Source organism: Ruegeria sp. AF2 (assembly GCF_056542025.1).
Genome location: NZ_JBQFZC010000001.1, coordinates 1,313,696 through 1,333,414, shown reverse-complemented (window position 1 = coordinate 1,333,414; position 19,719 = coordinate 1,313,696). Strand labels below are relative to the sequence as shown.

Below are 19,719 nucleotides of genomic sequence, written 5' to 3'. Positions count from 1 at the left end.
GACGAAATGAGCGAAATTAAGCATAACACGGTGCGTTCCGACACAGCGGCGCAATTTCAACTGCACAAAACCGTCGTTTTGGTCGGAATGATGGGGGCTGGAAAGACTGCGGTGGGCCGGGCTCTGGCGGCTCGGCTCGGCGTTCCCTTTCTCGATAGCGATTCCGAGATCGAATCGGCGGCCAACATGACCATCCCCGAGATCTTTGCCCGCGATGGCGAGGCGTTCTTTCGCAGCAAGGAAAGCCAGATCATCGGGCGGCTTCTGGATGAGGAAAAAGGCATCCTGTCGACCGGAGGCGGCGCGTTTCTAGCAGAAGGCAATCGAAATATGATCTCAGACCGCGGTGCATCTGTGTGGTTGCGGGCCGATCTGAACGTGTTGTGGAATCGCGTCAAACATAAAGACACGCGCCCGTTGCTGCGTACGGCAGACCCGTATGCAACGTTGCGCGGTTTGTACGAGGCGCGCGTGCCGATCTATGAACAGGCCGATCTGGTGGCTGACTCAGATGGCGAAACCGCAATCGAAGATATGGTGGATCGGGTGATTGCCGCATTGGTGACGCGCCCTGATATTTTGGAACGAATTTAATGCATCAAACCGTACATGTTGATTTGGCCGAGCGTTCTTATGATGTAGAGATCGGCCCCGGCCTTTTGGCGCAATCTGGGGAACGGATTGCTCCACTGATAAAGCGTAAGCGTGTCGCGGTTCTGACCGATGAGACTGTCGAGGGCCTGCATCTGGATGCACTGCGTGAAGGCCTGGCCTCAGCCGGGATCGAGATGAATGCTCTGGCACTGCCAGCGGGTGAGGCCACCAAAAGCTGGCCGCATTTTGAGCGCGCGGTAGAATGGTTGCTGGCGGAGAAGGTCGAACGGAACGACATCGTCGTTGCGCTAGGAGGGGGTGTGATCGGCGATCTGGCGGGATTTGCTGCAGCAGTGATCCGTCGCGGGGTACGCTTTGTTCAGATACCGACTTCGCTGCTGGCACAGGTCGACAGCTCGGTTGGCGGCAAGACTGGGATAAATGCGCCACAGGGCAAGAACCTGATTGGAGCGTTTCACCAGCCGTCACTGGTGTTGGCCGACACGGACGTGCTGGGTACGTTACAGACGCGGGACTTTCTCGCTGGATATGGCGAAGTCGTGAAATATGGACTGCTGGGCGATGCCCAGTTCTTTGAGTGGCTTGAAGATAACGGGCCTCTGTTAGCATCCGGCGACATGGCTGCGCGCGTGCAGGCCGTCACACGCTCGGTTCAGATGAAGGCCGATATCGTCGCGCGCGACGAGACCGAGCAGGGCGACCGGGCGCTGCTCAATCTGGGTCATACTTTCTGCCACGCGCTTGAGGCTGCAACCGATTATTCTGATCGATTGCTGCACGGTGAAGGTGTCGCCATCGGCTGTGCGCTGGCGTTTGAAACTTCTTCTCGCTTGGGGCTTTGCCCGCAAGAAGATCCAAGCCGTGTCAGGGCGCATTTGCGCGCCATGGGCATGAAGACTGATCTGGCCGATATTCCGGGTGAATTGCCGGATGCAGAAACGCTGGTCGATCTGATGGCGCAGGACAAAAAGGTCATGGATGGCCAGTTGCGTTTCATTATGGCACGAGGCATCGGACAGGCCTTCGTCACTTCAGAAGTGCCGCGCGAGACAGTGGTCTCGGTGCTTGATGATGCGCTGGCCGCCTGCTGAGATTCAGCGCCCCTGGATTACCATCAGCTCGCCGATGTTTTCGCGGGTGATATAGCCAACCATGTGTCCCGATTTGGTACAAACAGCAATTGCGGGTGCACCTTTATGCAGGCCATTCAGAACTTGGTCCAATCCGCTGGTGAGTGCGACTTGTGGTATGTTCTTATCCATAATCGACGCTGCAGGCTCGGATCGGGGATGGTCGCTTGCTAACGCTGCGAACAGTCGGTCACGGGTGACAAAACCCAAAAGGTTGCCATCCTCGGCCAAGACCGGAAACTCGTGCTGGGTCGTATGAATGACTGCTTGAGCCGCCGTCGCCAACGTATCATCGGGCGACAACGCCTTGAACTCGGTGATCATCGCATCCCGGGCCTTCACACGCCGCGCAACCGAACGTAGCGCAACGTCTTGGTTTTCGGAATTCGCGGCAATGAAGACAAAGACGGCGATCAGAACCAGGATCGGGTTGCCAGAGGTCAGCCCCAGAAAACCAAGCCCGACCGCTACGATCTGACCGCCAAGGGCGGCGATCCGCGTGGCCTTGGCACGTTCCATCTTCATACATAGCAAAGCGCGGAATACACGCCCGCCGTCCATCGGAAATGCCGGGATCATGTTGAAGGCCGCCAGCAGCAGATTCACATAGGCCAGACGGCTCAATAGGTTTGTGCCTGCCGAGTCGATCTGGGCCAGCGATCCAAGTTGTATCCCCGCGCCTAAAACCACGAGGATGGCCCAGATGACGACGTTTACGGCCGGGCCTGCTAAGGCGACCCAAACCTCCTGCATCGGTTTTTCCGGCATCCGCTCAAGACGTGCCAGCCCACCGATTGGCAGCAAAGTGATATCTGGGGTGCGAATCCCGTATCGCCTTGCCATGAGCGCGTGACCGAATTCATGCGCCACGACACAAGCAAACAAAGCCAGAACGAACAGGATGTTGTTGAGCGCAGCGGGCCAACCGCCGCTGGAATACGCTGCAAAACCAACCCAGGCGAGCAGCAGGAAGAAGGTGACATGGACCCTCAGTTCCGAGCCGAGCAATCGGCCAAGTGAGAAGGACCATGCCATGTTGTTTCTCCGTTTGGTTTAGAACGGAATCTCGTCGTCATCGATGCCGCCCGATGCAGGGGCAGGGGCGCTGGACTGGCCGGCATAGGGATCACCATAGCCTCCCCCGGCCTGACCACCGCCATAGCCACCACCGCCGCCACCGCCTTCACCGCGGGCATCCAGCATAGTCAGCTCGCTGCGGTAAGGGCGCAGGACAACCTCGGTCGAATAGCGATCCTGTCCCGACTGATCCTGCCACTTGCGGGTCTCTAACTGGCCCTCGACATAGACTTTGCTGCCTTTACGCAAATACTGCTCGGCAACGCGAACCAGAGGTTCCGAGAAGATGGCGACTGTGTGCCATTGGGTTCGATCCCGACGCTCACCAGTGTTGCGGTCTTTCCATGTCTCTGATGTTGCGATGCGCAGGTTGCACACCTTACCACCGTTCTGGAACGATCGCACCTCGGGGTCGGCACCGAGATTGCCGATCAGAATGACCTTGTTGACTGAACCCGCCATATATTCCCTCGTTTTACTCTGACTGGATGGCGCCCGAATCTGGCGCTGTATTCTGCTGCTGACCCTATACGGGCTACGACTTGGTTGAAACATGATTGATCGTGCAACGGTGAGCAGGAAAACATTAGGACTGTCTTAACCAAGCTTTCATTTCCGGCTGATTTAACTATAATCTGATTGGTTGTTGAGGGTGCAGGATTGGCATTAATGCGTTTTCTGGTCGGTGGTATCTCGGTATTGGGTCTTTGTCTGACGTCGTTCGCGACACAGGCAGAAACGCTGTCCACCAAGAATCGCAAGGCGATATTCCTCAAGCAATCCAAGGTTTTGGATAATCGGGCCGCTACGCAATATCGCGGCTCTGAACGGCTTAAACCCAAGACCGAGCGTGGGAAATTCGTCAAGCGTTACTCTGGTAACTATCGAGGCCAGTATCTGGATCATGCCAGAAAAGCAGCGCGGCAACATAACGTGCCGGAAGAACTTTTCCTGCGACTTGTTCAACAAGAAAGCGGGTGGAACCCGAATGCCAAATCCCACAAAGGGGCCTTGGGTCTTGCGCAACTGATGCCCCAGACCGCGCGGCTGCTTGGCGTCAATCCGCACGATCCGATCCAGAATCTGGAGGGTGGTGCGCGTTATCTTTCCTGGCAATACCGCAAGTTCAAGTCCTGGCGCCTTGCACTGGCAGCTTACAATGCAGGGCCCAAAGCAGTTGAAAAGCACGGTGGAATTCCACCCTACAAGGAAACCCAGAACTACGTAAAAGTGATCTGGGGGGGCTAGCTGCGCCGCAGCGTGTCTGTTTCTTGATCTACCGCCAAACGCTGTCCTAGTCTGATTGGATAACTTTTCGGACTGGTGCGAATTACGATGATTCAAGATCGACCCAACATACCGCCCGAAACAATGGCGAACTGGCAGCGTTTGGTCGACCTTGTTTCGCAGCTGGCCGATGTGCCCGCCACTTTGATCATGAAGACCGAAGCGCCGGATCATGCGGTTCTGATCACATCGGATCATCCAGAAAACCCATACCCGGTCGGCATGAATTTTCGACTGAACCCGAAGCTCTATTGTCAGGGCGTTCTGGAACGCGACGGCGAATTTGTTGTCGAGGACGCAACCTGTGACCCGGCCTGGAGCGACAATGAGGACATGGAGCATGGCATGTCCTTCTATATCGGTTTTCCGCTGAAGTGGCCGGATGGTTCGGTATTCGGAACAATCTGCGTTTTGGACCGTCACCGCAATCGCCGGGCCTTGTTGTTTCGTGAAGGTTTGGCACAGTTTGCGCGCATGGTTGAATCGGATTTGGCTTTGATCCAAGAGGTTTACCTGCGCCGAGCGCTGGAAGTGAAGTTGAATGAAACTCTGGCGCAACTGGAGCACCGCGTCGCGGCGAGGACGCGGGAGCTGCAGGAAACAAACACGGCGCTACGGGTGCTGTTGACCAGTTTGGACGACGATCGGAAAGACCGGGATCAGGATATCGTAGATCAGGTTCGCACGATGGTGTTGCCTTATCTGGACAAGTTGCGCGGGCTATTGACTGAAGGCGACGCCTCGCAAGTTTATCTGGAACTGGCCGAGCGTAATCTGCAAGAGATTACTTCAATGATTTCCGACAAGCTTTCGGATGCGTTTTCGGTCATGACGCCGACCGAGATCGAAATTGCTCAGCTGGTCATGTCGGGCAAAACCACGAAAGATATCGCCCGGGCGATGTCGCGCGAAACTTCTACAATTGATTTTCATCGTAACAATATTCGTCGAAAACTTGGCCTCGAAGGCCGTGATCAGAACTTGCGAAGCCATCTTTTGTCGATTTCGTGATTTCTGAATATGGGGATTTCCCCCATATTCCCCCCCGATTTTTCTGATCTGAGCAACCTGTGCCACGCGCGCTAGGCTGGTCGCAAGGGTGCGGACCAAGCCGGGCCTTTTCAACTCGGGAGGATAAAAAATGGATCGCAAAGATCTGAAACCCACAATTCTAAACGGAGAACGCGACACATTGGCAACTGGTCTGTCGCGTCGATCGTTCTTTATGGCTGCCGGGGCCGCCGGTGTCGGTGCAGGGGCCTCACTGCTGGGTAGCAAACCGGCCGAGGCGCAATCGCAGGCTTGGCTGCAGCCTGGCAACAATAACCATGTAATCGATCTACAGGGCTCGACTGGTCAGGCAAGTACGGGAGCGGTTGGAATCGATTATTACGGTCACTGCGCGATCAAAATTACCTCCCCAAACGGAGCGACCGTATTGTTTGATCCTTGGCGCGATGATCCCTCCGGCGCATGGGGCCTGTGGTTCCGCAACGAGTTCCCGCAGATCCCAGTTGATATCACCATGTCCACTCATGCTCATTTTGACCATGACGCTATCGAGCGGCCAAGTTCCACAATGGTTTTAGACAGGATGGCGGGCAATTTTGAATTTGCTGATCTTAAGATCACAGGTTTTGCTGACAAACATGCCTGCGTTGCGCCGGGTTGGTACGAATGGACCAACGCCTTGGCCGAGTTTGGCGCGGAAGCTTGTCCGCCCAACAACGTCGGACATATGGATATGGTGGTCTACCTTGTCGAAACCGGAGGCATTCGCACCTTGATCTGGGGCGACAACCGCCACAATCCGCCTCAGGAGTTCTGGGATGCTATAGGACAGGTAGACGTGCTGACTTTGCCCGTCGACGGATCGGAACACATCCTTAGCTTCGATCAGGGCAACGATATTGTCGCCAAGCTCAAGCCCAAGATCATCATCCCGACGCACTACCTCAATGAGGTTACGTCATACACGCTTACGACGCTGCAGGCCGCAGACGATTGGGTCAAAAGCCAGCAGAGTTACAAGATGCTCGACAGCGCCAGTCTAAAACTGGAGGCCGGAGATGTGGCGGGTATGAATCAGGAGTTCATGCACTTCGGCAACAACGTGATGACTGGCTGATTACGATCAGAAACTGCCACTCACCCACGACCTGCGTCGCCTGTCTCCCCACTAAACGTGACGCAAATTGAAAGGGCCGGTCTTTGACCGGCCCTTTTCTTTCGTTTGCGCGGATTTATTCGGCCGCAATTTTGATAACCGGCTCCATTTTGGCCAGAATGTCTTCGGCAAGGTGACATTTCACCTGATGACCATCCGCAAGTGTTTGCACCGGAGGCACATGGGATTCGCATCGCCCATCCGGCACTTCTGATTTCCAGCGACAGCGTGTTTGGAATGGGCAACCCGGCGGCGGGTTCATGGCCGAGGGGATATCGCCCTCAAGCACGATGTGCTGCTTTTCGATCGATGTGTCCGCGATTGGAACCGCACTTAGCAATGCCTCAGTGTAGGGATGATAGGGTGGGCTAAAGACCTGATCGGTGGTGCCCAGTTCAACCACATGCCCCAGATACATCACCATCACACGGTCACTGAGATAGCGTACGATTGAAAGGTCGTGACTGATGAACAGCAGCGTGGTTTTGTGCTCGCGCTGAATCTCCATCAACAGGTCCGTAACGGCAGCTTGTACGGATACGTCCAGCGCCGAAACCGGTTCATCCGCAACCACGATCCGTGCATCACCGGCAAAGGCGCGGGCGATACCGACGCGCTGCTTCTGACCGCCTGATAGCTGGCGTGGCATCCTGTCCGCGAAGGCGCGGGGCAATTTCACGAGATCCAGCAGTTCCAGCATCCGCTTCTTGCGATCGGCCTCGGAGTCACCGACGCCAAAGATTTCCAGCGCCCGGATGATTTGACGGCCTACGGTCATCGACGGGTTCAGCGTGTCGAACGGGTTCTGAAACACCATCTGCACTTCGCCAACGGTCTTGGCGTCGCGTTCTTCGATGGGCACGTCCTCGATATTGCGATTGTCCAGCAGGATCTGCCCGTCGGTGGCCGTTTCCAGCCCCATCAAGACCTTCGCAAAAGTGGATTTGCCGCAACCGGATTCGCCGACAATGGCAAGCGTCTCGGATTCATGCGCTTCAAAGCTTAGCGTCTCATTGGCCTTGACCACTTTGGTCTCACCACCGCCGAACAATGCATTCGCAGCCACCTCATAGTATTTCTTGAGGTTGTCCATTTTCAGAACAGTCCGGCCAATCTCGCCTTTCTCTTTCTGTTCACCAACGGTGATTGGCGCGTTCCAGTCGATTTCCTGGAATTTCAAGCATCGCGTGTGGTGTCGGTCGTTGCCCGGTACCGCCTCCATCAGGATATCCTTGGCGTCACAGCGACCTTCTTCGAAATAGTCGCAGCGCGGACCAAAGTTACAGCCCGGAGGCCGCTCATGGGGCAGGGGAAAGTTCCCAGGTATGGCCACCAGCGGGCGCGAGTTCTTGTCGGCGCCCGGCAGCGGGATCGAGCGGAACAGCGCTTGCGTATACGGGTGCTGCATTTCGTCGAATACATCCTTGATCGAGCCACGCTCGACGGCCTCACCTGAATACATCACGCAAAGCCGGTCGCAGGTTTCCAGCACCAGACCCAGATTGTGCGAGATGAACAGCATCGAGGTGCCGTATTTCTTGCCCAGATCCTTGACCAACTCGACCACGGCGGCCTCGACCGTCACGTCCAGAGCGGTTGTTGGCTCATCCAAGATCAACAAGGCAGGTTTCGACATCAGCGCCATCGCAATCACGATCCGCTGCTGCTGACCGCCTGACAGCTGATGCGGGAACGAGTTCAGCATCCGCTCAGGGTCGGGCAGGCGTACATCGGTGACCACTTCCAACGCACGAGCATAGGCCTCTTCGGCACCAACGCCCTCATGAATCATTGGCACTTCCATCAGCTGTTTGCCGATCTTCATCGCCGGGTTCAGCGAGGCCATCGGCTCCTGATAGATCATCGCGATTTCATTGCCACGAATGTCGCGCAGCTCCTCAGTGGTCATTTCACCCAGATCACGCCCCTTGAACTTGATCGAGCCACCGACGATGCGGCCATTCTTGCCCAAATCCTGCATGACACCCAACGCCACGGTAGATTTCCCACAACCTGATTCACCCACCAGACCGACGGCTTCGCCGGGTTGCACACTGACCGAGAAATCCATCACGGCAGGGATCTCACGAAGGCGGGTAAAGAAGGAAATCGAAAGCTTGTCGATCTCCAGGATTGGCCCGTCATAATCCGCCAGTTTGTTCATCTTATTACTCCTCGCGAGAGTCCGGGGGTTCCCCTTCATCTGGCTAAAAATATCTCGGGGGTCCGGGGGCAGAGCCCCCGGCCTCGATCACAATCAGTCCTTCAGACTTTCTTCGCGCAGACCATCCGCCAGCAGGTTCAAGCCAAGAACCAGCGACAGCAATGCCAGCGCGGGCGGCAGTGCGGGATGTAGATAGATCGACAGAAGCTTGCGCCCCTCGTTGATCGTCGAGCCCCAGTCCGGGCTTTCCGGTGGCAACCCCAGCCCGAAGAAACCCAAGGTTCCAAGTAGGATGGTCGTGTAGCCGATGCGCAGGCAGAAATCGACGATCAGCGGGCCACGCGCGTTGGGCAGGATTTCCCACAGCATGATGTACCATGGACCTTCGCCGCGCGTTTGGGCCGCAGCCACATAGTCGCGAGTTTTGATGTCCAGCGCCAGTCCGCGTACGATGCGGAACACGGTCGGAGAGTTCACGAAGACCACCGAGACGAACACCACCAGAATACCGCCTGGAATATCGAACAGATCAAGGTAGGTCGGCAGACCCCAGATGCGGTAGCTGTCGGTGTTGATGATGTAGCCACCGGTCGAAATCAGCGACAGGTAGAGCCAGAGCGCAACACCCAGAACCCCGATCAACAAAGGCGTTCGAAAACTGGGACGCGTATAGAAACGCGAATTCAGTAGAACGCCGAGGAAGATGATCGGGAACACGAACAGGATCGCGGCCATATAGTTCGGCACGCCGGTCGCTACGATCTCGGGCGTGACCAAAAGGTAGAACAGCAAGATCACGGGAAAGGCCAGGATCAGGTTCGCGAGGAATGACAGGAGCGTATCCAGACGCCCGCCATAGTAGCCTGCAGGTAAACCCAGAGTGATACCGACCATGAAGGCAAACATCGTCGCCAGCGGCGCGATCTGCACGACGATCCAGGCACCTTTAACCATACGGCTAAAGACGTCGCGCGCGAGGTTATCTCCACCCAGCAAATACCAAGCGTATTGACCGTCCTCCAGATTGGGAAGCGGGGTGCCCGGCACTTTGTTCTTCATACCCGAGACCTGCGACAGGGGATCGTGGGTTACGATCAGATCGAGTGCGCCAAATATGCCGGTGAACACCCAGAACATCACAAGGCCAAAGCCGATCATACCAATGGGGCTGTCGAACAGCTTGCCATATAGGCCCAGCTTGCGCTTGAACGCAATCGACATCGCATAAAGGATGATCAGCGACAGCCAGACGGGCAGAAACTGCTGAGAGATAGCGCCGATGATGCCAGCACTGGTCCCCATCAGGATGCCAAGGACAATGTACGCCACCGCGATTCCCACACTTGCCAAAAAGCTATAGCGCAGCGCCGATTGTATCAGGATTCTCAGGCCAGAGCTCGAACTGAGCGTCCCATCGGCATTCACAATCATCTGATCTTCGGGCAGCACGATACTTGCCAGCATCCAGACAACGATGGACAAAAGCATCAGTCCCAACGCAAGCATCAACAGCGGGTTCAGGAAGGCGATAGAGCCGGTCCAGGTAAGTGGTTCCATGATCTATCCCTCCTTACGAAATGCGGATGCGCGGGTTGAGGTAGACATAGCCGATATCCGAGATCAGCTGCGTCACCAGCACCACAAAGACCGACACGACCGAGATCGCCAGCAGCAGCTGGATGTCATTGTTGCCCGCTGCCTGTACAAGCGCCCAGCCAAAGCCCTTGTAGTTGAACAGGGTCTCGACGATCACGACACCATTCAGCAGCCATGGGAACTGCAGCATGATGACTGTAAAGGGCGCGATAAGCGCGTTGCGCAGCGCGTGTTTCATGACGATGTTCGGGAATGACACGCCTTTCAGACGCGCCGTCCTGATGTATTGCGCCGTCATCACCTCGGTCATTGAGGCGCGGGTCATCCGGGCGATATAGCCCATCCCGTAAAGCGCGATGGTCAACACTGGTAAGAAGAAATTCTCAAATGTCGGGTTCTCCATCGCTTGCGTGGCGGTGCCTTTGAACCATTTCAACCCGACGGCGGAGGATGTGAAGATCGCTATGAAGATAACGCCCGAGACGTATTCTGGGGTCGCCGTCGTCGTAATGGCAAAGGTTGAAAGCGTCCGGTCAGTGGCCGAACCTTCCTTCATCCCGGCCAGGATGCCCAGAATAAGTGCCGAAGGGACCATCAGCAGCATCACCCAGAACATCAGCCGTCCGGTCAGTGCCAGCCGGTTGCCAACAACGGTAGAGACCTCTTCCTTGAAGACAGTTGAATATCCCCAGTACCCCTGCAGGATACCGCAGAAATTCGGAGATTCCTCGGCAGTTTTGCCTGGCAGGATACATCTGCCCTGAACGGTACCGTCCTCATTCGTGTGTCGGAACGAGGGCAGGACACCGAGCCATTCACCGTATTTGATCGGCGTGGACTGGAGGTAGCCGTTTTTCTCCAGATAGCTTTCGACCTGTTCATCAGACATCCTGAAATTGCCCTGCGTCTTCGCAAGCTTTTCCAGGTTCGGGTAGAGATTGGTAAGGAAGAAGACCAGGAATGTCAGGCACAATGCTGTCAGCAGCATAATCCCCACACGCCTTAGAATAAAAAGTCCCATGTTAGCCCCTGTTGATCGGCTGGCGTGACAGGCATTTCGCCCCACGCATTGCTATTATTCTGGTCGCCGTATTGAGGACGAAGGGCCGCGCCAGATTGGCGCGGCCCTTGTAGGTTTCGGCTTAGGAAGTCAGGCCGAACTTATAAAGCTGCGGCAGGTCCGCAATGTGCTTTTCGACACCGACCATATTGTCGCGGTGGTGACGCATCGCGGTCCGCCAATACGGCTGGATGACCACGCCTTCGTCGATCATGATCGCCTGCAGTTTCGCCATCACCTCGCGGCGCATATCGACATCCGCGATCGAGTTCGCCTCGGCCAGCAGCTTGTCGAACTCTTCGTTGGCAAAACCAGATTCGTTCCAAGCGACACCCGACTTATACGCCAGTGCCAGAACCTGCGTGCCCAGCGGGCGGTGGTTCCAGTTGGTCGAGGAATACGGGTACTTGGTCCAGTCGTTCCAGAATGTCGAACCAGGCAGAACCGTGTGCTTTGCCTTGATGCCCGCATCGTTCAACTGAGCCACTACCGCAGCCGTGGTATTGCGACGCCAGTCATCGTCGATCGACTGCACTTCGTGCTCGAAATCGCCCATACCCGCTTCGTCCATCAGCGCCTTTGCGCCTGCCGGATCGTAAGGGATACGCGTCACAGCCGAGTCGTACTCGGGGTGCATCGGGCCTACATGACAGTTGTCGGCAGTGATGCCGTAGCCGGACATGCCAAGTTCAAGGCAGACGCCGTTGTCGACTGCCATGGCAAGGGCCTGACGGACCCTCTTGTCGCCATAGATTTTGTTGCCATCGGCGTCTTCAGCTAGCTGGTTGGGGCGAATGACAATGGTAAAGCCCGATGGGATTTCCGAGCGGACAAGGCCAATACTGTCAAAGATGTCGACAAACTCGCCAACCGATTCCCAGTTCATATCGATCTCTTCGGCCTCATAGGCGGCCAGGAAAGCGGCAGGGTCAGTGCCATAATCGATGAATTCGATCCGGTCGATATAGCCGCCTTTACCAGCTTCGTAGCCCCACCAGTCAAAGCCTTCGTTGCGGACCAGTACGCCCTTCACGCCGACCTCATGGCTTTCGGGCATCATGAAACCCGTACCAACTGGGTTGGACAGCATATCATTTGCATCAAAGCTGCTGTGTACGATTGCACCCGGATAGTCTGCCATGCCGGGGATGATCGTGATATCCGGCGCGTTGCACTTCAGCTTGACTGTATGCGAGTCGACAACGGTGATGGCGCCATCTGCGGCTTTCTGAGTGCTCTCATCCATCAGTGAGGCCATGCGCGAGGCCATCGAGTTCCCTTCCAGAGACCCGTCGCACCAACCTTCGATATTGCGAGCTACGTCTTCGGCAGTGAAATCGTCACCATTGTTCCACTTCACACCTTTGCGGACGTTCAGCGTGTATTCAGTGGCGTCATCATTGGCTTCCCAGCTTTCCAGCAGCATGGGTTTGAACGAGCCGTCATTATTGTATTCGACAAGATATTCCAGCCAGCCAGCCGTGAAGGTTGCGATCTGCGTCCAGTCATATGTGCGCGGGTCTTTCAGTGCGCGCACTTCCATTTGATAGCGGATGGTGCCGCCACGCTGAGGTTCGGCAGCGGCTGCCGGTGACTGCAGGCCAATCATGCCATATGCCGTCGGTACAGCAACGCCCAGCGCGGTTACACGGGTCAGAAATTCACGACGGCTCAGATTGCCCTCACGATATTCCTTGGCGTGCATCTCTGCCGCCCAATGCATCGGCTTTCCGTTGATTGTCTGGTTTTCCATAGATGTCTCCCTGTGACACATAATTTTTTTAGATTTCGTGTTTCTGATTGATAGAGCCGGGCACTACAGGGACCGTTTAGTCTCGGTTGGTAGGGCCACGGGCTTGGATTTACGATTTATCAACATCCCCATAGCCGCATTCGGCACCAGTTTTTTCCCTGCGTCAATGTTGGAAATCGTCATAGATGGTACAAAAACGACATCCGGGCAGAAAGTGAGGTTCGGAAAGTTTCAATGTGAAAGGAAACGAGACACGTTGTGACGGATAGATGGATACATATCTATCTCTCACCATGGTGCTGATTAAGGCGTTGTTATATTGGGCTTTATCGTATCCGGCGGCTGCAACCTTCAACGCGCTGCGTCAAGGTGATGCCAGAACTTCATGCGCGCACGGAACCATGTGCGTTGGCGCTTGGCAAACTGACGTGTCGCGATCGTCGCTTTTTCGCGCGCCTCATCCAGTGTCATGCGGCCGTCCAGGTAGCCCATTAGCTCCGGAACGCCGATCGCTTTACAGGAGGGAAAAGAGGGGTCATAGCGATCGCGCATGGCCTCCACTTCCACTATAGCTCCTTGGTCCAACATCAGGTCGAACCGTCGGTTTATGCGATCCAGCAGCCAGTCTTTTCTGGCGTCGAAAACAATCGGCACCGTGTTTTGAATATCCAGTATCGGGGCGGGTGTGTCAGCCTGCCAATCCGAAAGGGATCGCCCGGTTGCGTTCTGAACCTCCCAGGCGCGCTGAACACGCGCGCGATTTTGGGTGTCGATCCTCTGCAGGGTCAGACCGTCCAAACCCGCGATCAGTTCTTGCAACGGCAACTTATCCGCGTGTTCCCGGATTTCCGGCGGGGTTGCAGGGATATCGGCCATCCCCTCGGTCAGAGCTGTGAAATACAGACCGGTCCCTCCGACGATTATCGGACGAGGGCGTTGCGACAGCATCGGCGTGACCTCTCGCAGCCAATGACCAGTCGAATAGGTCTGGTCATAGGCAACATGCCCATACAAACGGTGCTGTGCGCGGGCCTCATCCTCGGGCGAGGGTCGGGCCGAGATAATACGCCAGCAGTCATAGATTTGACTGGCATCGGCGTTGACAATCACGCCTCCGAAACGCTCGGCGATCAACAGCGCCAGCGCCGATTTACCCGAGGCAGTGGGCCCGGCGATCAATACAGGTTTGTCATCGGGAATCGACGGCAATTGCGCCAAAAGCCGGTTCTCAGAGTTGTCGGCCATGACTGGTTGCCCCGTTCCTGACTATCCGCATTGAACCTGCGGAGGTTTTGCTTCATTTTGCGCCGGAAAATAACCCCGTGCCAGCCCGGAGCGCAACATGAGCCTTTCCCCTTCCGTCGAGACCACCGAGACCCCAAAAACAACATATGACCGTGTCATGTTGAAGATTTCCGGCGAGGCGCTGATGGGAGATCAGGGATTCGGACTGCATCCGCCCACCGTTCAGCGCATCGCGCAAGAGGTCAAATCGGTTCATGATCTTGGTGTTGAGATTTGCATGGTCATCGGGGGTGGCAATATCTTCCGTGGTCTGTCTGGATCTGCGCAGGGGATGGAGCGTACGACAGCCGACTACATGGGCATGCTGGCGACTGTCATGAACGCGCTGGCGATGCAATCCGCTCTGGAGGGGGTAGGGGTCTTTACACGTGTGATTTCGGCCATTCGGATGGATGAGGTGTGCGAGCCCTACATTCGCCGCCGTGCTGTTCGTCACCTTGAGAAAAAGCGGGTTTGCATCTTTGCCGCGGGAACCGGGAACCCCTATTTCACCACCGATACCGCTGCGACTCTGCGCGCTAACGAAATGGCGTGTCAGGCGATCTTCATGGGCAAGAACGGTGTGGATGGCGTTTATGACAAAGACCCCAAGGTACACTCGGATGCAGTGCGCTATGATCAGGTTTCCTATGACGATGTTTTGGCCAAGCGGCTGCGCGTGATGGACGCATCGGCCATTGCATTGGCGCGCGACAACAATCTGCCACTGATCGTTTTCGGTCTGGATGAACCCGGCGGGTTCCGCGGCATCCTGGCGGGTGAGGGGACTTATACCAAAGTTCAGGGCTAATGCTGATTTGAGCAACACTGAGCCGGGCATCTCTGCCCGGCATTTTCCTACCTAAAAGAAACTAAGCCTCGCGTGGGCCAATGACTTCGTCAGTGCACGCATTGCGTGGCGGCAAAAAATACTATTAACGCAATCACTTGACCCAACCTTCTACCTCTGGCTATCTGGCCGGGTCTGCTGGTGGTGATGGGGCCATCATGGGGGCTGCCGTCGATCCTTACCCGTTCCAAGGACCTGCGGCTGGGCTGGAAGACCTGCCTTGTTTTCGGGGATGTCCGGACTTTGCGCGGGCAACGACCCGGACTGTAGTGCATGATAAGGGAGAGAGATGCGATGGGCGCTCTTGATATTGAATTCGTTCGGGCACAGTTCCCGGCCTTTTCGGAACCCAGCCTTCAGGGACAGGCCTTTTTTGAGAATGCAGGTGGATCCTATACCTGCAAACCTGTGCTTGATCGGTTGAGCCGGTTCTACACCCAGCGAAAGGTTCAGCCCTACGCGCCCTATGAGGCGAGCCGTGCGGGTGGCGCGGAAATGGACGAAGCACGAGCGCGACTTGCCGCGATATTGGGGGTGGAAACAGATGAGCTGAGCTTTGGCCCTTCGACGACGCAGAACACCTATGTACTGGCTCAGGCATTCCGGCAGTGGATGCAGCCGGGCGAAGCGATTGTCGTGACCAATCAGGACCACGAAGCAAACTCGGGGCCCTGGCGGCGATTGGCCGATGAGGGGATCGAAATTCGGGAATGGAAGATTGATCCGGAGAGTGGGTCTTTGAACCCGCAAGATTTGGAGAATTTGCTGGACGAGAAAGTGCGGCTGGTGTGCTTTCCGCATTGCTCGAATGTCGTTGGGGAAATCAACCCGGTCACCGAAATCACCGCAATCGCACATGCTGCGGGTGCTTTTGCCTGTGTCGACGGGGTTTCTTACGCACCGCACGGGTTCCCCAATGTCGGTGATCTGGGCCCAGATATCTATCTGTTTTCCGCCTACAAAACCTATGGCCCGCATCAGGGTTGCATGGTTATTCGACGAGCTCTGGGTGAATTGCTGCCCAACCAAGCGCATTATTTCAACGGCGACGCTCTTTTCAAGCGGTTCACACCAGCCGGGCCTGATCATGCTCAGATCGCGGCCAGCGCAGGCATGGCGGACTATGTGGACCTGCTTTGTACCCATCATGGCGGACCGGAAGCAGGAGCTTCGGCAAGGGGGTCCTTTGTGCATGATCTGATGCGGGAACACGAGGTCGCTTTATTGCAACCTCTGCTGGACGCGGTCAAAGACCGGAACGCTCTGCGCCTGATCGGACCGTCTGATGCCAGTCGGCGCGCACCGACGGTAGCGTTAAGTCTGAATAAGAAGGCCGAGCCTGTTGCCGCCGAGCTATCCAAACACGGTATCATGGCGGGTGGCGGTGAATTCTACGCACATCGTCCGTTGCAAGCGATGGGCGTTGACGCAGACCAAGGGGTCTTGCGCCTTAGCTTTACACACTACACCAGCCGACAGGAAATTGATCAGCTTTTGGAGGCGCTTGACCGCGTTTTGTGATCCAGTTTCTGCGGCGCTTCGTAGTTCGAAGAAAACATGGGGCGGACATGGATTTTGATCATTCTCCGATCATTTTGTGGTTCAGGCGCGATCTTCGGTTAGGAGATCATCCGGCGCTGAGCGCGGCGGTGCAATCAGGTCGACCCATCGTGCCCGTATTTGTTCTCGATCATCAGGTTCAGACTTTGGGTGCCGCGCCGAAATGGCGCCTTGGTCTGGGCCTTGACGCTTTTGCCGGCAGGCTTGAGCAGCTTGGCAGCAAGTTGATACTGCGCCAGGGTCAAGCACTGGATGTTCTTTGTGAACTGGTCAGAGAAACTGGGGCAGGCTCCGTATTCTGGACGCGGGCTTATGATCCAGAGGCGATCAACAGGGATACCCAGATCAAGGCTGCTTTGACCGAACAGGGTATCCAGGCACAGTCTTTTGCTGGCCTGCTTTTGTTTGAGCCTTGGACGATCGCCACCAAAACCGGCCAGCCGTTTCGGGTCTTCACTCCGATGTGGCGATCAGTGCAGGGGCGCGAAGTCTCTTTGCCCGAGCCCGCGCCCACGCGGCTTATGACGCCGAAAACCTGGCCTGCGTCCGATCAATTGTCTGATTGGCGACTGGATCGGGATATGCAGCGCGGGGCCGCAGTGGTCCGCCCGTTTGTCCACCCGGGCGAAAATGCGGCGCTGGACCAGTTGGATGCGTTTCTAGAACGTATTGATCAGTATCGCGAACAGCGGGATCAACTGGATCAATCTGGAACCTCTGATCTTTCAGAATACCTTGCTCTGGGCGAGATCGGGCCGCGTACAATCTGGCATCGAGTGCAAATCGCCGACCAAACCGGGGCGCATGGTGGTGAAGGCTATCTGCGTCAGCTTGTGTGGCGTGAGTTCGCATATCACTTAATGTACCACTGGCCGCATCTTCTGAGTGCCAATTGGAAGCCTGAATGGGACGCATTCCCTTGGAATACTGATCCCGACACGCCCGAAGTGCGCGCGTGGCGTCAGGCAAGAACCGGAATTCCGCTTGTCGATGCCGGTCTAAGACAAATGTATGTCACCGGACGCATGCACAACCGAGCGCGGATGATTGTCGCGAGTTATCTGACAAAGCATCTGATGACGCATTGGAAAATCGGCGCCGACTGGTTCGGGGATTGCCTGATCGACTGGGACCCAGCTGCAAATGCGATGGGATGGCAATGGGTGGCCGGTTGCGGCCCTGATGCCGCACCGTATTTCCGTATCTTCAATCCCGACACACAGCGCGAGCGGTTTGATCCAAACTCAGGTTATGTGCGTCGCTGGATTGCCGAGGGCCAATCCGAGCCGCCATCGACCGCGCTGGCCTATTTTGATGCCGTGCCGCGATCATGGGGGCTTTCTCCTGACCAGATGTATCCCGCACCGGTGGTGGGGCTGAAGGAAGGCCGCGCCCGTGCGTTGGGCGCGTATAATGCCGGAAAAGACCAGTAAGGAACTGAAAACTTGCCAGAAACCGAATCCCGTCCTAGCTTTGACCCGCAACCGCAGAGGGGAGAGCGGATGTTCCTGACGAGCACCGAAGGGCAGGAAAACCTGCCGAGATATTTTACACAAGTCTTCAAGATGCTGAAGAGGATGGAGCGCGGCCGACTTGACATCGCGCTGCCCGACGGACGCATTTTCCGCGCGGATGCGCCACAACCAGGCCCCGTGGCACATGTGGACATCCACGACCCGGACGTCTTTTCCCGGCTGGTGCGCGAGGGAGAGCTGGGCTTCTCGGACGGCTACCTTGAAGGCGATTGGAGCACACCGGACCTACGCAGTTTCATGGACCTCGTGCATCTGGGAACTGAGACGGTCTACGATGATTTTACCGGACAGTTTCTTGTGCGAGCCTACGAAAGACTGCGGTTCTGGTTGCATCGTAACAACCGGTCACAGGCGAAAAAGAACATCTCGTATCACTATGATCTCGGCAATGATTTCTATGGCCTGTGGCTGGATGACACGATGACCTATTCCAGCGCCATATTTGAAACGGGTCAGGAAAGCCTCGAAAAGGCGCAGACTGCGAAATATGCCAGCCTGGTGGATGAAATGGGGGCCAAACCGGGGGATCATATCCTTGAGATCGGGTGCGGCTGGGGCGGGTTCGCCGAATATGCCGCGAAAGAGCGCGGGCTGCGCGTCACCGGGCTGACCATTAGCCAAGAGCAGTTGAAGTTTGCTAGAGAGCGAATTGAAAAAGCGGGACTTTCTGATCTCGTGGAGTTCAAGCTACAGGACTACCGCGATGAGCAGGGTCAATATGATGGAATTGCCTCGATCGAGATGTTCGAGGCAGTCGGTCAGAAATATTGGCCCGCATATTTCAACACGGTCCGTGATCGGTTGAAGCCGGGTGCCCATGCCACCTTGCAGATCATCACGGTCGCGGATCATCGTTGGGATATTTACAAGAACGGTGTTGATTTCATTCAGAAATACATCTTTCCCGGCGGGATGTTGCCAGCACCGTCTATCCTTAGAGATCAGATCGATCAGGCGGGGTTGACCGTTGTACGCTCAAAAGAGTTTGGCAAAAGCTACGATCTGACCCTGCGACGCTGGTACGAGACATTCAATGCCAAGTGGGATCAGATATCGGAGATGGGGTTTGATGAGCGTTTTCGCCGCATGTGGAATTATTATTTGACCGCATGTGGCGCAGCCTTTGACACCGGTAATTGTGATGTGACACAGATCACGATAGCCAAACCCAGTTGAAGAACGGAAAAATCGAATGCCTACAGCCTCACGTCTCGTCGCCGCGTTGTGTCTGCTGGTGATCGCATTCCTTGTTTCAGGCATGATTATCGACAACGGGGAAGAGGGTAAGGACTATGGTTATTTCACTTACGTGAACATAATCTTGGGTTGGATCTGCGGCTGGGTTGTCATGGGTAAACGTGCTGGCCGTGGCTGGACCGCGGCCGTCAACAACGGTTTGACCGGTGTTGCGGCGCTGGTGTTCTGGGGGCTGTTCGTTCAGGGCACCTACGAGATGTTCAGTCAGGCGATGCGCCATCGGTTTGGTGGTCCGTTTGAGGCTCTGCTTGCCATCTTTCAGATCGGGATTGGCTATGGTGAACAGCTTCTGGCTCCGGAAATCCTGCTTACGCTGGGTTTTGGTGCTGTTCTCAGCGGGATACTTACCGAAATTGCCTTTCGCCGCTGGCGTTAAATCTGATC

The 19,719-nt window shown here is 56.0% G+C and carries 17 protein-coding genes; 10 read left to right on the top strand and 7 right to left on the bottom strand.

Annotated features, from left to right (window positions below):
• The first annotated feature begins 6 nt into the window (after positions 1–6).
• On the top strand, positions 7–594 hold the full coding sequence (locus tag ACR0NM_RS06605; RefSeq protein ID WP_170405283.1) for a shikimate kinase: 588 nt from the start codon (positions 7–9) through the stop codon (positions 592–594).
• A complete protein-coding gene (gene aroB, locus ACR0NM_RS06600; RefSeq protein WP_480613701.1) occupies positions 594–1,706 on the top strand; it encodes a 3-dehydroquinate synthase in 1,113 nt (370 codons plus the stop codon). Before ACR0NM_RS06605 ends, aroB begins: the two co-directional genes overlap by 1 nt.
• Before the next feature lie 3 nt (positions 1,707–1,709).
• On the opposite strand, the gene ACR0NM_RS06595 is transcribed toward aroB, so the two are convergent.
• Together ACR0NM_RS06595 and ssb are read right to left on the bottom strand one after the other, a co-directional pair.
• The gene (locus tag ACR0NM_RS06595) at positions 1,710–2,780 is read right to left on the bottom strand and encodes a site-2 protease family protein (protein WP_480613699.1); all 1,071 of its coding nucleotides are present in this window, start codon (positions 2,778–2,780) and stop codon (positions 1,710–1,712) included.
• Between the two features lie 18 nt (positions 2,781–2,798).
• Positions 2,799–3,284: a single-stranded DNA-binding protein gene (gene ssb, locus ACR0NM_RS06590; RefSeq protein ID WP_170635618.1), complete on the bottom strand. Its 486-nt coding sequence runs from the start codon at positions 3,282–3,284 to the stop codon at positions 2,799–2,801.
• 207 nt (positions 3,285–3,491) lie between these two features.
• On the opposite strand from ssb, the gene ACR0NM_RS06585 reads away from it, so the two are divergent.
• The 3 genes from ACR0NM_RS06585 (at position 3,492) to ACR0NM_RS06575 (ending at position 6,237) form a co-directional block, all read left to right on the top strand.
• Positions 3,492–4,070 carry a lytic transglycosylase domain-containing protein gene (locus ACR0NM_RS06585; protein ID WP_170421251.1) on the top strand — a complete coding sequence of 193 codons (579 nt, stop codon included), beginning with the start codon at positions 3,492–3,494 and terminating at the stop codon, positions 4,068–4,070.
• 87 nt (positions 4,071–4,157) lie between these two features.
• The gene (locus tag ACR0NM_RS06580) at positions 4,158–5,120 is read left to right on the top strand and encodes a LuxR C-terminal-related transcriptional regulator (protein ID WP_170405297.1); all 963 of its coding nucleotides are present in this window, start codon (positions 4,158–4,160) and stop codon (positions 5,118–5,120) included.
• Between the two features lie 130 nt (positions 5,121–5,250).
• Positions 5,251–6,237 carry an MBL fold metallo-hydrolase gene (locus ACR0NM_RS06575; RefSeq protein ID WP_170510750.1) on the top strand — a complete coding sequence of 329 codons (987 nt, stop codon included), beginning with the start codon at positions 5,251–5,253 and terminating at the stop codon, positions 6,235–6,237.
• A 115-nt stretch (positions 6,238–6,352) separates the two neighbouring features.
• Here ACR0NM_RS06575 and ACR0NM_RS06570 read toward each other — a convergent pair whose 3' ends face one another.
• From ACR0NM_RS06570 to miaA, 5 genes are all read right to left on the bottom strand, one after another.
• Positions 6,353–8,440 (bottom strand): dipeptide ABC transporter ATP-binding protein, encoded by a 2,088-nt coding sequence (locus ACR0NM_RS06570; protein WP_170393301.1) that lies wholly within the window; start codon positions 8,438–8,440, stop codon positions 6,353–6,355.
• A gap of 93 nt (positions 8,441–8,533) precedes the next feature.
• Positions 8,534–9,997 carry an ABC transporter permease subunit gene (locus ACR0NM_RS06565; RefSeq protein ID WP_170393300.1) on the bottom strand — a complete coding sequence of 488 codons (1,464 nt, stop codon included), beginning with the start codon at positions 9,995–9,997 and terminating at the stop codon, positions 8,534–8,536.
• 13 nt (positions 9,998–10,010) lie between these two features.
• Entirely contained in the window at positions 10,011–11,057 is a 1,047-nt protein-coding gene (locus ACR0NM_RS06560; protein ID WP_170393299.1) for an ABC transporter permease, read from the bottom strand.
• 121 nt (positions 11,058–11,178) lie between these two features.
• The gene (locus tag ACR0NM_RS06555; RefSeq protein ID WP_480613697.1) at positions 11,179–12,849 is read right to left on the bottom strand and encodes an ABC transporter substrate-binding protein; all 1,671 of its coding nucleotides are present in this window, start codon (positions 12,847–12,849) and stop codon (positions 11,179–11,181) included.
• Between the two features lie 351 nt (positions 12,850–13,200).
• Positions 13,201–14,094 (bottom strand): tRNA (adenosine(37)-N6)-dimethylallyltransferase MiaA, encoded by an 894-nt coding sequence (miaA, locus tag ACR0NM_RS06550; RefSeq protein ID WP_480613695.1) that lies wholly within the window; start codon positions 14,092–14,094, stop codon positions 13,201–13,203.
• A 97-nt stretch (positions 14,095–14,191) separates the two neighbouring features.
• On the opposite strand from miaA, the gene pyrH reads away from it, so the two are divergent.
• The 5 genes from pyrH (at position 14,192) to ACR0NM_RS06525 (ending at position 19,711) form a co-directional block, all read left to right on the top strand.
• Complete coding sequence (pyrH, locus tag ACR0NM_RS06545; protein WP_170405311.1) at positions 14,192–14,944, top strand: UMP kinase; 753 nt, start codon at positions 14,192–14,194, stop codon at positions 14,942–14,944.
• A 333-nt stretch (positions 14,945–15,277) separates the two neighbouring features.
• A complete protein-coding gene (locus ACR0NM_RS06540; protein WP_480613693.1) occupies positions 15,278–16,504 on the top strand; it encodes an aminotransferase class V-fold PLP-dependent enzyme in 1,227 nt (408 codons plus the stop codon).
• Positions 16,505–16,551: 47 nt separating this feature from the next.
• Positions 16,552–17,976, top strand: a complete 1,425-nt coding sequence (locus ACR0NM_RS06535; RefSeq protein ID WP_170731995.1) for a cryptochrome/photolyase family protein — start codon at positions 16,552–16,554, stop codon at positions 17,974–17,976.
• A 69-nt stretch (positions 17,977–18,045) separates the two neighbouring features.
• Positions 18,046–19,254 (top strand): SAM-dependent methyltransferase, encoded by a 1,209-nt coding sequence (locus ACR0NM_RS06530; RefSeq protein ID WP_170393292.1) that lies wholly within the window; start codon positions 18,046–18,048, stop codon positions 19,252–19,254.
• Positions 19,255–19,270: 16 nt separating this feature from the next.
• On the top strand, positions 19,271–19,711 hold the full coding sequence (locus ACR0NM_RS06525; protein ID WP_170405320.1) for a TrgA family protein: 441 nt from the start codon (positions 19,271–19,273) through the stop codon (positions 19,709–19,711).
• Positions 19,712–19,719: the final 8 nt, after the last annotated feature.

Bases quoted from the DNA above. Each gene is read 5' to 3' on its own strand.
- ACR0NM_RS06560 (WP_170393299.1), bottom strand. From the start codon at position 11,057: ATGGGACTTTTTATTCTAAGGCGTGTGGGGATTATGCTGCTGACAGCA.
- ACR0NM_RS06580 (WP_170405297.1), top strand. From the start codon at position 4,158: ATGATTCAAGATCGACCCAACATACCGCCCGAAACAATGGCGAACTGG.
- ACR0NM_RS06605 (WP_170405283.1), top strand. From the start codon at position 7: ATGAGCGAAATTAAGCATAACACGGTGCGTTCCGACACAGCGGCGCAA.
- miaA (WP_480613695.1), bottom strand. From the start codon at position 14,094: ATGGCCGACAACTCTGAGAACCGGCTTTTGGCGCAATTGCCGTCGATT.
- aroB (WP_480613701.1), top strand. From the start codon at position 594: ATGCATCAAACCGTACATGTTGATTTGGCCGAGCGTTCTTATGATGTA.
- pyrH (WP_170405311.1), top strand. From the start codon at position 14,192: ATGAGCCTTTCCCCTTCCGTCGAGACCACCGAGACCCCAAAAACAACA.
- ACR0NM_RS06585 (WP_170421251.1), top strand. From the start codon at position 3,492: ATGCGTTTTCTGGTCGGTGGTATCTCGGTATTGGGTCTTTGTCTGACG.
- ACR0NM_RS06535 (WP_170731995.1), top strand. From the start codon at position 16,552: ATGGATTTTGATCATTCTCCGATCATTTTGTGGTTCAGGCGCGATCTT.
- ACR0NM_RS06525 (WP_170405320.1), top strand. From the start codon at position 19,271: ATGCCTACAGCCTCACGTCTCGTCGCCGCGTTGTGTCTGCTGGTGATC.
- ACR0NM_RS06595 (WP_480613699.1), bottom strand. From the start codon at position 2,780: ATGGCATGGTCCTTCTCACTTGGCCGATTGCTCGGCTCGGAACTGAGG.
- ACR0NM_RS06570 (WP_170393301.1), bottom strand. From the start codon at position 8,440: ATGAACAAACTGGCGGATTATGACGGGCCAATCCTGGAGATCGACAAG.
- ACR0NM_RS06540 (WP_480613693.1), top strand. From the start codon at position 15,278: ATGGGCGCTCTTGATATTGAATTCGTTCGGGCACAGTTCCCGGCCTTT.
- ACR0NM_RS06575 (WP_170510750.1), top strand. From the start codon at position 5,251: ATGGATCGCAAAGATCTGAAACCCACAATTCTAAACGGAGAACGCGAC.
- ACR0NM_RS06555 (WP_480613697.1), bottom strand. From the start codon at position 12,849: ATGGAAAACCAGACAATCAACGGAAAGCCGATGCATTGGGCGGCAGAG.
- ACR0NM_RS06565 (WP_170393300.1), bottom strand. From the start codon at position 9,997: ATGGAACCACTTACCTGGACCGGCTCTATCGCCTTCCTGAACCCGCTG.
- ssb (WP_170635618.1), bottom strand. From the start codon at position 3,284: ATGGCGGGTTCAGTCAACAAGGTCATTCTGATCGGCAATCTCGGTGCC.
- ACR0NM_RS06530 (WP_170393292.1), top strand. From the start codon at position 18,046: ATGTTCCTGACGAGCACCGAAGGGCAGGAAAACCTGCCGAGATATTTT.